Raw genomic sequence first — 14,423 nt, forward strand, 5'->3', positions numbered from 1 at the left:
TTATAAACGGCCGAGCCGAGTTGCGGTCGGGCGTTTATAAATAAAACTCGATTCTGCGGTGAGCGCGGCGAAAATCTTAGCTGCTCGTTTATAACTGGTCGCCGGCGCGGTGAACACCTCCAAAGCCCCAGCCGCGAGGCGGGCGTACACTCGTTGCGCTCCTCGGTCGCTCACTGCGTTCGCTCCCTGTGGTGCTTACGTCGTCTACGCCCGCCTCGCGGCTGCCCCTTTGAGTCCTACCCCACCCCGCACCGCACAGCACGGCACCTCACGCCTCCCCAGCCTCGCGGCTCCCTTCGGTCGCCGCGTCCCTCGCGCGTGCGGTTCGCGCCGCGTCGCGGCGCTCACCGGCACGCGCCACCGCACCGCGCGTTCGTTTATAAGTAATCGTCGCCGTCGCGCGGATGTTTAAATGCCGTCTCGCCGTCGTCGACTGCGGGCTCGACCGCGAGGCGATCCGAACGGTCGCTTTTAACCCGAGCCGACGCAAGGGTCGGTCGATGACGAGCGCGCAATCCGGGTCGTCGACCCGGCACGCGGACCCGGACGAGAACCCCTACGTCGAGGACCCCCCGACCGACTTCGAGCCGGTCGAGGACCTCTCCGCGGACGCGGCCGCCGAGCAGGCCGAACTGCTCCGGGCGGCCGTCCGCGAGCACGACCACCGGTACTACGTCGCGGCCGACCCCCTGATCTCGGACGAGGCGTACGACCGGCTGTTCGCCCGGCTCGAAGCGCTCGAAGCCGCGTTCGACCTCCCGACGGAGAACTCCCCGACGCGGCAGGTGGGGGGCGAGCCGCTCGACGCGCTGGAAACGGTCGAGCACGTCGCGCCCATGCTCTCGATCGACAACGCGACCGACGCCGACGCGGTCCGCGAGTTCGACGAGCGCGTCCGCGAGGGGCTTGCCGACGCGGCCGAGTCCGGCGAACTCGATGGCTTCGACCCCACCGACCTCGCGTACGTCTGCGAGCCGAAGTTCGACGGCCTCTCGATCGAAGTGGTGTACGAGGACGGCGAGTACGTCCGCGCGGCCACCCGCGGCGACGGCCGGGAGGGCGACGACGTCACCGAGCAGGTCCGGACGATCGGCTCGATCCCGGGCCGCCTACGCGGCGACGATCACCCCGACCGACTCGCCGTCCGCGGAGAGGTGTACATGCCGAGAAACGCCTTCGAGGCGTACAACGACGAGCTGATCGAGCGGGGCGAGGAGCCGTTCGCGAACCCGCGCAACGCCGCGGCCGGCACGCTCCGCCAGCTCGACCCCGGGGTCGTCGCCGAGCGCCCCCTCGACGTCTTCTTCTTCGACGTGCTCGCGTGGGAGGCCGGCGACGAGGGGCCGGAGCGCCCCGCGCGCCACCGCGACGCGCTCGACGCGTTCGAGTCGCTCGGGCTCCGGCGAAACGACCGGGTGGAGATAGTCGACGACGTCGAGGCCGCGATCGAGTACCGCGACGCGATACTCGCCGCCCGCGACGACCTGAACTACGCGGTCGACGGCGTCGTGATCAAGGTGGACGCCCTCGCCCACCGGGAGGCGCTCGGGAGCACGTCGCGCGCGCCGCGCTGGGCGTTCGCGCACAAGTTCCCGCCGCGGACCGCGACGACGACCGTCGAGGGGGTCACGGTCCAGGTCGGCCGCACCGGGCGGCTCACGCCCGTCGCCGAGCTCGACCCGGTCGACGTCGGCGGCGTCACCGTCTCGCGCGCCACGCTCCACAACCCCGCCGAGATCGAGGCGCTCGGCGTCAACGTCGGCGACCGCGTCCGGATCTACCGCGCCGGCGACGTGATCCCCTACGTCCCGGAGGTCGTCGAGAAGCGCAGCGAGGGGACCTACGCGTTCCCCGACGAGTGTCCCGTCTGCGGGGCCCCGGTCGAGCGCGACGGCCCGCTCGCCTTCTGTACCGGCGGGCTCGGCTGCTCGGCCCAGCTGGAGCGCGCGGTCGAACACTGGGCGCGACGGGACGCGCTCGACGTCGAGGGGCTCGGCCCCGAGCGCGTCGAACAGCTCCGCGAGGCGGGGCTCGTCGAGTCGCTGCCGGACCTCTACGACCTGACCGCCGAGGAGCTGGCCGACCTGGAGGGGTGGGGCGAGACGAGCGCCGAGAACCTGGTCCGCGAGCTGGACGCGACCCGGACCCCCCCGCTCGACGACTTCCTCGCCGGGCTCGGGATCCCGGACGTGGGCGCGACGACCGCCCGCGCGCTCGCCGCGGGCTTCGGGACGCTCGACGCGCTCCTCGACGCGGACGAGGCGGCCCTCCGCGAGGTCGACGACGTGGGCCCCGAGGTGGCCGAATCGATCCGGACGTTCCTCGACAACGAGGAGAACCGCGCCGCGATCGAGGGGCTCCGCGAGCGCGGCGTCGACCCCGAGCCGTTCGAGACCGAGGCGGGCGACGGCGCGGCCGACGCGCTCGACGGCCTCACGTTCGTGTTCACCGGCTCGCTGTCCGTCCCGCGGGGCGACGCGCAGGCGCACGTCGAGGCGCGCGGCGCGAACGCGACGTCGAGCGTCTCCGGCAACACCGACTACCTCGTCGCGGGCGAGAGCCCGGGGCGGTCGAAGCGCGACGACGCGGCCGCGGAGGACGTGCCGGTCGTCGACGAGGACGGGTTCGCCGACCTGCTCGCGGAGCGCGGCGTCGACTGGCCCCCCGAGGGCGACGCGTAGCCGCAGCGGCGGCGCGGGCGACGCTCGCCCCGACCCGCAACCCTTTATCAACTCACGCCGGAACCGGAAGGCATGACCGCCATCGAGCTGCGGGGCGTGACCAAGGAGTTCGCCGAGGTCACGGCCGTTCGCGACCTCGATCTCACCGTCGAAGACGGCGAGGTGTACGGGTTCCTCGGGCCGAACGGCGCGGGCAAGTCCACCACGATCGACATGCTCTTAGACCTCGTCCGCCCGACCGCGGGGACGGTCCGCGTCCTCGGCGCCGACGTCGCGACCGACGGGGTCGATATCCGCCGCCGAACGGGCGTGCTCCCCGACGGCTTCTCGGTGTACGACCGGCTCTCCGGTCGGAAACACGTCGAGTTCGCCGTCGAGTCGAAGGAGGCCGACGACGACCCGGACGCGCTCCTCGACCGCGTCGGCCTCGCCGACGCGGCCGACCGCTCAGCCGGCGAGTATTCGAAAGGGATGCGCCAGCGGCTCGCCCTCGCGATGGCGCTCGTCGGCGACCCCGACCTGCTGATCCTCGACGAGCCGTCGTCCGGCCTCGACCCGGCCGGCGCCAAGGAGATGCGCGAGATCGTCCGGACGGAGGCCGAGCGCGGCGCCACCGTCTTCTTCTCGTCGCACATCCTCGAACAGGTCGACGCCGTCTGCGACCGCGTCGGCATCCTCCGCGACGGCGAACTGGTCGCCGAGGACTCCGTCGAGGGGCTCCGCGAGGCCGTCGGCGGCGAGGAGACCCTGGAGGTCGCGGCCGCGGGCGCCGACGACGACGCGGTCGCGGCGGTCCGCGCGCTCGACGGCGTCTCCGGCGTCACCCGCGACGGCGACGAACTGGTGGTGGACTGCGCCAGCGACGCGAAGACGGACGTGATCGCCACCTTGGAGGACGCCGGCGTCGCGGTCGCCGACTTCCACACGCGCGAGGCCTCGCTGGAGGACCTCTTCTTGGCGTACACGGAGGCCGACGCGGCTGAGGGTGACGCCGGTGCGGTCGCGTCCACGTCGAGCGAGGACGAACCGGCGGAAGGGGAGGTGGACCGATGAGCCTCGCCGCCATCGCCCGGAAGGACTTCCGGGAGACGGTTCAGTCGCGCGGCATGATCGCCCTCGTGGTGCTGTTCTCGCTGCTCGTCTCGGCGTTCGCGTACGCCGTGCGCCCGACCGGCGAGAGCGAGCAGTTCGCCACTGAACTCCTCCTGAGCGCCTTCGTCGGCCGCTTCCTCGTCACGACGCTCGTCCCGCTCGTCGGCGTCGTCGTCGGCTACAACGCGGTGAGCGGCGAGCGCGAGTCCGGCTCGCTGAAGCTGCTCCTGTCGCTGCCGCACTCGCGGGCCGACGTGGTCTTGGGGAAGGTCGCCGGTCGCGGCGCGGCGCTCTCGCTCGCGGTGTTCGCCGGGTTCCTGCTCCCCGCGCTGGTGTTGATCGCTGCGCCGGTCGTGTTCAACGCCGGCGCGTTCCTCGGGTACACCGTGTTCGCGGCCGCGCTCGGCGTCGTGTTCGTCGCCGTCTCCGTGGGCTGCTCGGCCGCGTCCTCCACTCAGCGCCGGGCGCTCATCGGGGGCGTCGCGATATACGTCCTCTTCGTCCTGCTGTGGGGCCCCCTCACCGGCCAGCTGGTGGGCGCCGTCGGGCCGGTCGTCGACGCGCTGCCCGTGTCCGCGGCTCAGGTCGACGTGTTCCTCCGGGTCTCGAACCCAACGACCGCCGTGGAGGCGCTGTCGAACGCCTTCCTCGCGGAGCAGCTGTTCACCGGCGACACCGTGAACCAGCAGCTGTCGGCGGCCGCGATGCTCGTGTTCTGGACGCTCGCGCCGCCGCTTGCCGGGCTGCTGAAGTTCGACGCGGACGACCTGTAGGCGCCCCCGTCGTAGAGCTTTTCGGGCCGATGCGCGCGGGTCGACGGGCGCAACAATAGCTACAAACGCTCGCACGAATAGCCTGTGCGTATGGAGACTGCCCACGACGTTTTCGTCGGGAACTCGACCTCGCTCTCGGAGTTAGACGACAACGAGGTCGAACTCGTCGTAACCTCCCCGCCGTATCCGATGATCGAGATGTGGGACGACCTCTTCTTCTCGCTGAACGCAGACATCGAAACGTCTCTCGACGAAGGCGACGGTCGGCGGGCCTTCGACCTGATGCACGAGGAGCTCGCCGAGACGTGGGACGAAGTCGAACGGGTCCTCGTTGACGGCGGGATCGCGTGTATCAACGTCGGCGACGCGACTCGGAAGGTGGACGACAGTTTCAGAGTCTACCAGAACCACGCGCGTATCACCGAGCGCTTCGACGAGATGGGGTTTGAACCCCTCCCGGACATCCTCTGGCGGAAACCCGCCAACTCGGCGGCGAAGTTCATGGGGTCGGGGATGATGCCACCGAACGCGTACGCGACCCTCGAACACGAGTACCTGCTCATTTTCCGTAACGGGAAACAGAGCCGAGAGTTCCCGTCCGGGACCGACGTCCGATACGAGTCGGCGTACTTCTGGGAGGAGCGCAACGAGTGGTTCTCCGACGTCTGGGAAGACGTTCGGGGAACGTCACAGGAGCTAACGGACGCCGACACGGAGCTCAGGGACCGTTCGGCCGCGTACCCGCTGGAGGTCCCGTACAGGCTCATCAACATGTACAGCGTCTACGGAGACACAGTGCTCGACCCGTTCTGGGGGACCGGGACGACCTCGCTGGCGGCGATGATCGCCGCTCGGAACTCCGTCGGGTACGAGCTCCAAGAGAAGTTCACGGAGGTGTTCGACGCGGAGGTCGCCGACGTCGCGGAACTCGCTCACGCCACGGTGTCGAAACGGGTTCGAGACCACGAGGAGTTCGTCGAGCAGCGCTTGGAAGACGGTAAGGAGTTCAAATACGACGCCGAAAACTACGACTTCCCGGTCACGACGAAACAGGAGAAACCCCTCCAACTCTATACGATCGACGGCGTCGAGCAGACGGAGAGCGGATACGCCGTGACGCACTCCCCGTACAACGAGTCCGAGTCGATCGACGGGGACGCAGACGGTCACGGACAGGCAACCCTTGGGAGTCAGTTCCGGTAACTTCTCCAGGCGTTCCAACCGGCCTCTCCGTACCTGTAGCTCGCGAAGTTGCTCGCCCAGGAGATGGGCTCGGGCGGGTTCAAACCTCACTCACTCCGCTCGCCGCCGAGGTGCTCGCGTTGCTCGCACCTCGCACCGCTCGCTCCGTTCCCTGCTTCGAACCCGCCCTCAAACACGCACGTTGCTGTCGCTCGCGAAATTGCTCGCGACAGCAACAGTGGGCTCGGGCGGGTTCGAACCGAAATCGGACGTGCTCGCTCGCTTCGCTCGCTGCGCGCGACCGATAGGGTTCGAACCGCGCCCTCGCAGACATTTCTGTGACTCACTTCGTTCGTCCCAGAAATGGGCTCGGGCGGGTTCGAACCGCCGATCTCAGCCTTGTAAAGGCCGCGTCATAACCAGCTAGACCACGAGCCCTCACCCGTTTGAACCCGCCGAGAGCGGAAAACGATTTCCTTCCGCGACGCGAACCCCGACCGTGAACCGCCGCCTCGTCGGGGTCGTGGCCGCGCTCGCGCTCGTCGGCCTCCTCGGAGCCGCCGTCGCCGCGACGAACCCGGCCCTCCTCATCACCGGCTACGACACGACCACGGTCGAGGCCGTCGACGGCGAGACGGGCGAGACGCTCGCGACCGTCGAAGCACGGGTTGCCGACGGGTTCGTGAAGCAGTACGTCGGCCTCTCCGCGACCGAAGCGCTCGACGACGGGGAGGGGATGCTGTTCGTCCACGGCGAGAGCGCCGAGCGCACCTACGTGATGCGCGACATGGCGTTCCCCATCGACATCGTCTTCGCGGACGCGAACGGGACGGTCACCCGGATCCACGAGGCGGAACCGGAGTCACGACCGTTCACGCGCTACGAGGGAACCGGGCGGTACGTCCTCGAAGCCCCGCGGGGGTGGAGCGAGCGCCACGGCGTCGAGCCGGGCGACCGGCTGGTGATCGAGGGCCTCGACGAGGAGTGACCGGCCGACGAAACCGCTTTGAGCCTCGCAGGCGTCGGCCCGACCATGACCGGACTCCCCGGCCGGATCGCGTGGAACCTCCGCCACCGCTGGCGGCGGATGTTCGCCCTCTGCGTCGTCGGCGCCGGCGTCGCCGCCCCCCTCCTCACCGGCGTCTGGTGGTGGCTCCCGCTCGTGTGGTTCTTCGGGCTCGCTATCCTCCTTCCCGTCCTCCACACCCTGACGAAGCCGGTCCCGGACGACGACCCGGACGACCGCGCGGACGCCACCGGCGACCCCGCGCTCGACGCCCTCCGCGAGCGCTACGCGCGCGGCGAGATCGACGAGACGGAGTTCGAGCGCAAGCTCGACCGCCTCTTGGAGACCGAAGACGCCGAGACCGTCGACGACCCGGGCGGCGACGTCGCCGACAGGGTACGAGAGGGCGTCCGGCGAGAAGTGGAACGAATCCGGGAGTGACCGCAGAGCCCGTCGGCACCGCCCGACGGGTCGGACCGCGGTACCGACGCGTTACTCTTCGATATCGCGGTTGTGGACCGCTTCGCCGGTGTTCCCGTCGAAGAGGTGGATCGCCTCTTCCGGGATCTCGATGGTGACCTCGTCGCCGACCGAGATCCGCTGGAGGCCGCTCACGGTGGCGATGAACGTCTCGCCCTCGGGAGCGTCCTCGAACCGCAGGTAGACGGTGTTCTCGTCGCCCATCGGCTCGACGACCTCGACGACCGTGGAGAACGCGTGGTCGCCGGCCGCGTCGCCGGCGACGGAGATGTCCTCGGGGCGGACCCCGAGGGTGAGGTCGGTCACGTCGCCGACGTCGTCGAGCGTCGACGCCGACAGCGGGTAGTCGAACACGGACCCGCCGAGCGTGTCGCCGTCTCGCTCGACGTCGAAGAAGTTCATCGACGGGTCGCCGATGAACCCGGCGACGAACCGGTTCGCCGGCTCGTGGTAACACTCCAGCGGCGTCGCGACCTGCTGGAGCTCGCCGGCGTTGAGGATCGCGATCCGGTCGCCCATCGTCATCGCCTCGGTCTGGTCGTGCGTGACGTACATCGTCGTCACGTCGAGCTCGCTCTGGAGCCGCTGGAGCTCCGTCCGCATCTCCGACCGGAGCTTGGCGTCGAGGTTGCTGAGCGGCTCGTCCATGAGGAACACCTCCGGGTCGCGGACGATCGCTCGCCCGAGCGCCACCCGCTGCTGCTGGCCGCCGGAGAGGTCGGAGGGTTTGCGGTCCAGCAGTTCGGCGATACCCATCGTCTCCGCGGCGTCGGTGACGCGCGTCTCGATCTCCTCGTCGGAGAGCTCCGTCGACTCCTCTAAGCCGAACGCCATGTTCCCCTCGACGGTCATGTGCGGGTACAGCGCGTACGACTGGAACACCATCGCGATGTCGCGGTGTTGCGGTTTCACGTCGTTGACGACGTTCCCGGCGAGCCGAATCTCGCCGCTGGTGACCGTCTCCAGCCCCGCGACCATCCGGAGCGTCGTCGACTTGCCGCAGCCCGAGGGGCCGACGACGACGAGGAACTCGCCGTCGCGCATCTCGATGTCGACGTCGTCGACGGCGACGACCTCGCTGTCGCCGTCGGGGAACACCTTGGTCACGCCGTCGAGTTCGAGCGTCCCCATGCTATCGCCCCCGCGGAACGGCGCGACGGTTTGATAGCGATACCTCCGGTCGGCTGTGTGGTTGCTGTCGAGTCATGGATAGCTGCTGGCGGGCGGCGGCGTTCATGTCGCCACCCCCTCGGCGAACTCCTCGCCGAACGCGATGTACACCGCGAGCGTCGGCAGGGCGGCGATGAACGCGCCCGCCATTCGGAGCGCGAAGTCTTGTCCTTCGAGCGACGTGCCCAGTCCGGCGAGGATCAACACGATCGGCGCCGCCGCGCTGGACTCCGTCTGGACCAACACGAGCGTGAACAGGAGGTCGTTCCAGATCTGCGTGAACTGGTAGATCAGGACCACCGCGAACATCGGTCCCGAAAGCGGGAGCACGATGCGGCGGTAGATCCGGCGGATGGACGCGCCGTCTAACCGCGCGGCCTCGATCATCTCCTCGCTCATGTTCTTGTAGTAGGACCTGAACAGGACGGTACAGATCGGCAGTCCGTACGCCACGTGGGTGACGATCAGTTCGACGACGCCGGCGTAGTCGTCGTTGATCCCGAGCGCCCACACGAATCCCAACCAGTCCTGGAGCGAGACCATCGACCAGAACTGCGAAAGCGGGACCAGCACGGCCTGATACGGGATGAAGATCCCGGCGACGAACAGCGCGAGCACCGGCGCCTTGTACTTCTGTTTCCAGTCGGACTGCGTGATCCCGTAGGCGGCGAAGCTCCCGAGCAGCGCCGAGATGACCGTCGCCGGGATCGCGTACAGCGCGCTGTTTATCAGTCCCCGTCCGAGCGCGTCGAACGCGGACTGCCACTTCTCGAGGGTGAACGTGCTCCCCGTGGGCGGGGCGAAGGGGAGGGAGCCGGAGACGCCGCTCGACGTCTTGAACGAGGTGACGAGCCCCGACTCGATCGGAATCAAGAAGAACGTCAACATCCCGAGCAGCCCGAGATACAGGAGGACTCGGTACCCGTCGATTCCGGCGAGCGCCCCCGCTGACGCGCCGGTGTCCGTCGCCGATGCCGTGCCGCCGTCGGTTCGTGCGTCGTTGCTCATAGGTTCCCCCGATTGTACTGGTAGTAGAGGTACGGACCGACGATTCCGAGCGTCATCAGGAACAGGGTGATGGCGACCGCCGAGGCGTACGCCCAGTTCAGGTTCGCGTACGCCTCGCGGACCATCTTCGTCGCGAGGATGTCGGCCCCGTTCGGCGGTCGGTACCCGCCGACGAGCGAGTACAGGAAGTCGAACGCCTTCAGCGCGAACACCATGAGGACGACCGAGGCGCTGATCGTCGACCCCTTCAGCTGGGGGATGATCACGCGCCAGTACATCCTGACCGTCGAGGCGCCGTCCACCTTCGCCGCTTCGTAGTGTTCGTTCGGAATGGCCCGCAGGCCCGCGAGGAACACCACCATCGCGTACCCCGCGAACTGCCACATCAGTGCGAACATGACCGCCCAGAGGACGATGTCGGGGTTCCCGATCCAGTCGACCCGGCCGAAGCCGAGCGACGTGATGACGATGTTGATGACCCCGTTGTTGAAGTTGAACATCCACGCCCAGAACTGGGCGGTGACGACGAACGAGAGGCTCATCGGCAGCAGGTAGATCGTCCTGAACGTGTTCTCGAACCGGATGTTCCGGTCGATCAGGATCGCCAGCCCGAGCCCGAGCGCCAGCGTCACCAGGGTGAACCCGACGAGCAGGATGAAGGTGTTGATCGCGGCGTCGATGAACCCGCTGTCCGCCAACGCGCGGCTGTACATCTCGAGGTCCAAGTCGCTGTAGTCCGGGGTCCCGAAGCCGGTGAAATCCGTCAGCGATATCAGGAGGTTCCAGATGATCGCGCCGTAGACGAAGAGACCCACCAGCAGGAACGGCGGCAGCCAGAACTGCGACGACTCGACGAAGTCGCTGCCGAAGCGTTCGTTCAGCGCCGAGATCGGGCTGAATCCGGAGCGCTGCCCGCCCTCGGCGACGCCGCCGTCGGGAAATGCGTCGCCACTGTCGTCGCCGGTGTCAGTGTTCCGTGTCATATGGTTCGTCGTGTGCCGAAACCGCCGAAATCCGGTCGCATCGTGGACCGGAGTCAGTTAGAGACCGCGTCGACGAAGCCTTCCGTCGCGGCGTCGACGTTGTACGGTCCGGAGAACTCGCTGGAGATCACGTCGTTCAGCGTCGTCATGGTCCCCGAGGGGACGCCCAGCCCGTGCTGGAGGTTCGGCGGCCGCTGGTCGGCGTTCGCGAAGTCTTCCTGCGTCTCCTGGAGGTACGGGCCGAACTCGCTCATGTCCACGTCGGTCCGCGTCGGGATCGAGCCCTTATACTGGTTGAACGCGACCTGCGCGGCCTCGCTCCCGACGAAGGCCATGAACTGCTCCGTCGCGTCCGGACTCGGGTTGTCCGAGGGGTAGAGGAACGAGTCGAAGTGGAGCATGTACATGCCCTCCGAGCCGGGGTACGTCTTGAAGCCCCAGTCCTCGCCGTAGTCGAAGTCCTCGGCGTTCCGGTAGGCGCCGGCCGCCCAGTTCCCCTGGTGGATGAACGCCGCGTTGCCCTCGATGATGTTCTGGTTGGACTCCGTGAGCCCGATCGAGGAGGCGTCCTCGTTGATGTAGTTCCCGAGGATCTCGGCGAGCGACTCGAAGGTCGCGCGGACGGCCGCCTCGTCGGGGCTCCCGTCGAGGAAGTTCATGTACGCGTCGTACCCTTCCTGCCCGAGCATCGTCGAGGCGAACAGCTGGGTCGTCGTCCAGGTGCCGCTCGCGCCGTGGGTCATCGGGATCGCGTCGGTCTCGCTCTGGACCGTTTCCAGCGCGTCGATCAGCGCCGACACGCTCGTCAGCGAGTCGGGGTCGACTCCCGCCTCTTCGACGACCGACGTGTTGTAGAACAGGCAGTTCAGGCGGTGCGAACCGAGCGGGACGCCGCGGTACGCGCCGTTGTACTGGTGGAGATCGACCGCTTCCTGGACCATCACGTCCTCGAAGCCCTCGGACTCCCAGACGTCGCCGACCTCGCCCAGCACGCCCTCGTAGCGCTGGAGGTTCGGGCCGGGCCAGTTCGCGAAGGAGCTCGGCGGGTCGCCGTTCTGGAGCCGGTTCGCGACGACCGCGTCGAGGTTCTGGTTCCCGCCCCCGCCGATCGGGTTGAACTCGTGTTCGATGTCGGGATACTCCTCTTCGAAGGCCGCGACGAGCGCCTCCGCGGCGCGCGCGCCGTCGCCGCCGGTCCACGCGTGGAGGATCTCCAGCGTGTTTCCACCGTCGCCGCCGTCGGACCCGTCACCGCCGTCGCTTCCGTCACCGCCGTCGCCGCCGCCGGAACAGCCGGCGAGCCCCGCGAGGGTCGCCGCCCCCGTCGCTCCGACGAAGTGTCGCCGCGATAACCGCTTGTCTTGGTCTGTCATGGTACTTCACGGTGTACAATGGATGATTGCCATATATACTTACTCATTCTTTTAGAACTATTTCTGAAGCGCCCCGTCGCGTGCGGCCGGGCGGCGTAATTGGACTTCTTTACTCCCGGTCCGCCGGCGTCGGACCGACGGGCATACTACGGTCCGGCGGATGAGCGTACCCATGCGCCCCTCGATCGCCGCCGTCACGTACCCGATCGCCGGCGACGCCCGGGAGCGGCCCCTCCTCGCCGTCTGGCTGCTGTTCGCGCTGTCCGTCGTCGTCCCGGTCCTCCCGGCGCTGCCGGTCGTCGGCTACCTCGTCCGCGTCCTGACCGCCAGCGAACGCGGCGACTCGATCCCGGCGTTCCTCTCGGACGGGCGGACGCTCGTTCGCCGGTCGCTGGGCGGGACGGCCGTCTGCTTAGTCTTCCTCGGCGTTCCGTTCGCGGCCCTCCTCGTGACGCTCTACGGCGTCGTCACGCTGGAGCCCGGTGCCGACGCGCCCGTCGGTCGCATCCTCGCCGGCTCGACGGCCGTCCTCTTCCTCGGCATCGCCGGCACGTACCTCGCCCCGATATCGCTGACGACCTACGGCCGTGAGGGGTCGCTCCGTCGGGCGTTCTCGCCGGCGGCCCTCCGACCGGTGGCCGGGCACGCGGCCTACTTCTTCGGGTGGACGCTCGGGTTCACCGCGCTCGTCGTCACGGTCGGCGTCGGCGGCGCGCTGTTCACCCTGTCGCGTCTCGGGCCGCTGGCCGGCACGTTCGTCCTCGCGTACGGCCTCCTTGTGGCCGCGTACCTCTGGGGCCGGGCCGTCGAGCGCGCGAAGCGGCGGTAGGACGCCCGCGGCGGCGCGCCGACCGACCGATTCTTGAGCGCCCGGACCGGACCCACACGGCATGGACGGACCGCTGTGGATAGACACGCACGCGCCCGACCTCGACGAGATCCGGCAGGACGAGGCCCGCGACCGGCTGCGTCGGGCCGTCAACGAGCCGATGAACCTCGTCGTTCAGGGGCCGCCGGGGGTCGGGAAAACCGCGGCGGCGCGGGCGCTCGCCGACGCGTCGCACGCCGACCCGGACGCCGACCTGATCGAGATCAACGTCGCCGACTTCTTCGGCCGCACGAAAAAGGAGATCCGGACGGACCCGCGGTTCGAGGGGTTCCTCGCCGGTCGGAGTTCGATGGCGAAACGCGACATGATAAACCGCGTGCTGAAGGAGTCGGCGTCGTACGCGCCGATGTCCGGCGAGTACAAGACGATCCTCTTGGACAACGCGGAGGCGATCCGCGAGGACTTCCAGCAGGCGCTGCGCCGCGTGATGGAGAAGCACCACCGGACCACCCAGTTCGTGATCGCGACCCGCCAGCCCTCGAAGCTCATCGCGCCGATCCGGTCGCGCTGCTTCCCGGTCCGCGTGCGCTCGCCGACGACCGACGAGACGATCGACGTCCTCGAAACGATCTGCGGCCGCGAGGGCGTCGACTACGACGGCGACGGGCTGGAGTTCGTCGCCAGCGCGGCCGGCGGCGACCTCCGCGAGGCGATCCTCTCGGCGCAGGCGACCGCGGTCGAGGGCGGCGAGATCACCATGTCGACCGCCTACGAGACGCTCGGCGAGGTCGGCGACGACGACGCGCTCCGCGAGGCGCTCGCCGACGCCCGGAGCGGCGACCTGAAGGACGCGCGCTCGACGCTCGACGACCTCCTCGACGAGGGGTACGACGGGGGGGAGCTGCTCCGCGAGACGCTCCGGGTCGCCCGCGCCGGCTCCGAGTACGGCGGCGACGACCTCGCGCGGCTCCACGCGCTCGCCGGCGAGGCAGACCTCGACATGTCCGACGGGCTCGACGACACGACCCACCTCGTCCACCTGCTCGCGGCGTGGGCGGCGGGCCGAACCGAGCTCTCGCCCGAACTGCGGGACGCGGAGGTGGCGCCGTGAGCCGCGCGCCGCCGCTCTCGCGGCTCCTCCCGTTCCCGGTGGTCGACGCCGCGTGGGACCTCGCGCTCGTCCCGGCGCTCGCGGGCGCCGTCGCGCTGCCGTTCGTCCCGCCGGTCGGCGCCGCGCTCGTCGCGCTCGCGGTCGGGGTCCTCTGGTTCCACCGCGACCCCGAGCGCGACCCGCCGACGGGCGAGGAGGCGGTCGTCTCTCCGGCCGACGGCACCGTCTCCGTGGTCCGCGAGGAGGGCTCGCGGCTCCGCGTGGGGGTGTTCATGAACGTCACCGACGTCCACGTCAACCGCGCGCCGCTCGCGGGCGAGGTCCGCGAGGTCCGCCACCGCCCCGGCGCGAACCGCCCGGCGTTCGACAAGGAGTCGGACCGCAACGAGCAGGTGGCGATCGACTGCGGCGAGTACGAGCTGCTCGTCATCGCGGGCTGGTTCGCCCGGCGGATCCACCCGTCGGTCGAGGCCGGCGACCGCGTCGAGCGCGGCGACCGCGTCGGCCACGTCTCGTTCGGCTCCCGCGCCGACGTGGTGTTGCCCGCGGCCGTGAGCCGCGAGGACCTGCTGGTCGCCGAGGGGGACAGCGTGCGCGCGGGCGAGACGATCATCGCGGAGCGGCCGGACGCGGCCGACCCCGCGGCGTGACCGTCGGACGCCGAACAACCGGGCTGGCACGCGAGACGCCCGTGTTCGGGCGTACACTTTTGTTTCGCGGCGGTGACGCTTCTCG

The 14,423-nt window shown here is 69.3% G+C and carries 14 protein-coding genes and 1 tRNA gene; 9 read left to right on the forward strand and 6 right to left on the reverse strand.

The window, feature by feature from the left end; all coding sequences use genetic code 11:
* Positions 1–174 (reverse strand): hypothetical protein, encoded by a 174-nt coding sequence (locus B378_RS16810; RefSeq protein ID WP_155118211.1) that lies wholly within the window; start codon positions 172–174, stop codon positions 1–3.
* Positions 175–500: 326 nt separating this feature from the next.
* Between B378_RS16810 and ligA the strand changes: the two genes are divergently transcribed.
* The 4 genes from ligA to B378_RS0110275 all read left to right on the forward strand — a co-directional run bounded on the left by ligA (position 501) and on the right by B378_RS0110275 (position 5,749).
* Positions 501–2,681, forward strand: coding sequence for an NAD-dependent DNA ligase LigA (gene ligA, locus B378_RS0110260; RefSeq protein WP_026046256.1), 2,181 nt, complete (start codon positions 501–503; stop codon positions 2,679–2,681).
* 72 nt (positions 2,682–2,753) lie between these two features.
* On the forward strand, positions 2,754–3,734 hold the full coding sequence (locus B378_RS0110265) for an ABC transporter ATP-binding protein (protein ID WP_017343708.1): 981 nt from the start codon (positions 2,754–2,756) through the stop codon (positions 3,732–3,734).
* Complete coding sequence (locus B378_RS0110270) at positions 3,731–4,546, forward strand: ABC transporter permease (RefSeq protein ID WP_017343709.1); 816 nt, start codon at positions 3,731–3,733, stop codon at positions 4,544–4,546. Before B378_RS0110265 ends, B378_RS0110270 begins: the two co-directional genes overlap by 4 nt.
* Positions 4,547–4,636: 90 nt before the next feature.
* A complete protein-coding gene (locus tag B378_RS0110275) occupies positions 4,637–5,749 on the forward strand; it encodes a site-specific DNA-methyltransferase (protein WP_017343710.1) in 1,113 nt (370 codons plus the stop codon).
* A 343-nt stretch (positions 5,750–6,092) separates the two neighbouring features.
* Here B378_RS0110275 and B378_RS0110280 read toward each other — a convergent pair.
* Positions 6,093–6,166: transfer RNA gene (locus B378_RS0110280), tRNA-Val, on the reverse strand.
* A 61-nt stretch (positions 6,167–6,227) separates the two neighbouring features.
* Here B378_RS0110280 and B378_RS0110285 point away from each other — a divergent pair.
* On the forward strand, positions 6,228–6,716 hold the full coding sequence (locus tag B378_RS0110285) for a DUF192 domain-containing protein (protein WP_017343711.1): 489 nt from the start codon (positions 6,228–6,230) through the stop codon (positions 6,714–6,716).
* A gap of 45 nt (positions 6,717–6,761) precedes the next feature.
* Complete coding sequence (locus tag B378_RS0110290) at positions 6,762–7,175, forward strand: SHOCT domain-containing protein (RefSeq protein WP_017343712.1); 414 nt, start codon at positions 6,762–6,764, stop codon at positions 7,173–7,175.
* Positions 7,176–7,226: 51 nt separating this feature from the next.
* Here B378_RS0110290 and B378_RS0110295 read toward each other — a convergent pair whose 3' ends face one another.
* The 4 genes from B378_RS0110295 to B378_RS0110310 form a co-directional block, all read right to left on the reverse strand.
* On the reverse strand, positions 7,227–8,345 hold the full coding sequence (locus B378_RS0110295) for an ABC transporter ATP-binding protein (protein ID WP_017343713.1): 1,119 nt from the start codon (positions 8,343–8,345) through the stop codon (positions 7,227–7,229).
* 102 nt (positions 8,346–8,447) lie between these two features.
* Complete coding sequence (locus tag B378_RS0110300) at positions 8,448–9,392, reverse strand: carbohydrate ABC transporter permease (RefSeq protein WP_017343714.1); 945 nt, start codon at positions 9,390–9,392, stop codon at positions 8,448–8,450.
* Positions 9,389–10,375: a carbohydrate ABC transporter permease gene (locus B378_RS0110305; protein ID WP_017343715.1), complete on the reverse strand. Its 987-nt coding sequence runs from the start codon at positions 10,373–10,375 to the stop codon at positions 9,389–9,391. The genes B378_RS0110300 and B378_RS0110305 overlap by 4 nt, the downstream gene beginning before the upstream one ends.
* A 53-nt stretch (positions 10,376–10,428) precedes the next feature.
* On the reverse strand, positions 10,429–11,748 hold the full coding sequence (locus B378_RS0110310) for an ABC transporter substrate-binding protein (protein ID WP_017343716.1): 1,320 nt from the start codon (positions 11,746–11,748) through the stop codon (positions 10,429–10,431).
* A 172-nt stretch (positions 11,749–11,920) separates the two neighbouring features.
* On the opposite strand from B378_RS0110310, the gene B378_RS0110315 reads away from it, so the two are divergent.
* The 3 genes from B378_RS0110315 (at position 11,921) to B378_RS0110325 (ending at position 14,338) form a co-directional block, all read left to right on the forward strand.
* Entirely contained in the window at positions 11,921–12,577 is a 657-nt protein-coding gene (locus B378_RS0110315; protein ID WP_017343717.1) for a DUF4013 domain-containing protein, read from the forward strand.
* A 61-nt stretch (positions 12,578–12,638) separates the two neighbouring features.
* Entirely contained in the window at positions 12,639–13,688 is a 1,050-nt protein-coding gene (locus tag B378_RS0110320; protein WP_017343718.1) for an AAA family ATPase, read from the forward strand.
* Positions 13,685–14,338 (forward strand): protein sorting system archaetidylserine decarboxylase, encoded by a 654-nt coding sequence (locus tag B378_RS0110325; protein ID WP_017343719.1) that lies wholly within the window; start codon positions 13,685–13,687, stop codon positions 14,336–14,338. The genes B378_RS0110320 and B378_RS0110325 overlap by 4 nt, the downstream gene beginning before the upstream one ends.
* Positions 14,339–14,423 lie beyond the last annotated feature (85 nt).

The sequence above is a fragment of the Halorubrum sp. T3 genome, from assembly GCF_000296615.1.
Classification (GTDB): domain Archaea; phylum Halobacteriota; class Halobacteria; order Halobacteriales; family Haloferacaceae; genus Halorubrum; species Halorubrum ruber.

Coding starts and splice junctions, on each gene's coding strand:
- B378_RS0110310 (WP_017343716.1), bottom strand. CDS start 11,748: ATGACAGACCAAGACAAGCGGTTATCGCGGCGACACTTCGTCGGAGCG.
- ligA (WP_026046256.1), top strand. CDS start 501: ATGACGAGCGCGCAATCCGGGTCGTCGACCCGGCACGCGGACCCGGAC.
- B378_RS0110300 (WP_017343714.1), bottom strand. CDS start 9,392: ATGAGCAACGACGCACGAACCGACGGCGGCACGGCATCGGCGACGGAC.
- B378_RS0110315 (WP_017343717.1), top strand. CDS start 11,921: ATGCGCCCCTCGATCGCCGCCGTCACGTACCCGATCGCCGGCGACGCC.
- B378_RS0110320 (WP_017343718.1), top strand. CDS start 12,639: ATGGACGGACCGCTGTGGATAGACACGCACGCGCCCGACCTCGACGAG.
- B378_RS0110275 (WP_017343710.1), top strand. CDS start 4,637: ATGGAGACTGCCCACGACGTTTTCGTCGGGAACTCGACCTCGCTCTCG.
- B378_RS0110295 (WP_017343713.1), bottom strand. CDS start 8,345: ATGGGGACGCTCGAACTCGACGGCGTGACCAAGGTGTTCCCCGACGGC.
- B378_RS0110265 (WP_017343708.1), top strand. CDS start 2,754: ATGACCGCCATCGAGCTGCGGGGCGTGACCAAGGAGTTCGCCGAGGTC.
- B378_RS0110305 (WP_017343715.1), bottom strand. CDS start 10,375: ATGACACGGAACACTGACACCGGCGACGACAGTGGCGACGCATTTCCC.
- B378_RS0110270 (WP_017343709.1), top strand. CDS start 3,731: ATGAGCCTCGCCGCCATCGCCCGGAAGGACTTCCGGGAGACGGTTCAG.
- B378_RS0110290 (WP_017343712.1), top strand. CDS start 6,762: ATGACCGGACTCCCCGGCCGGATCGCGTGGAACCTCCGCCACCGCTGG.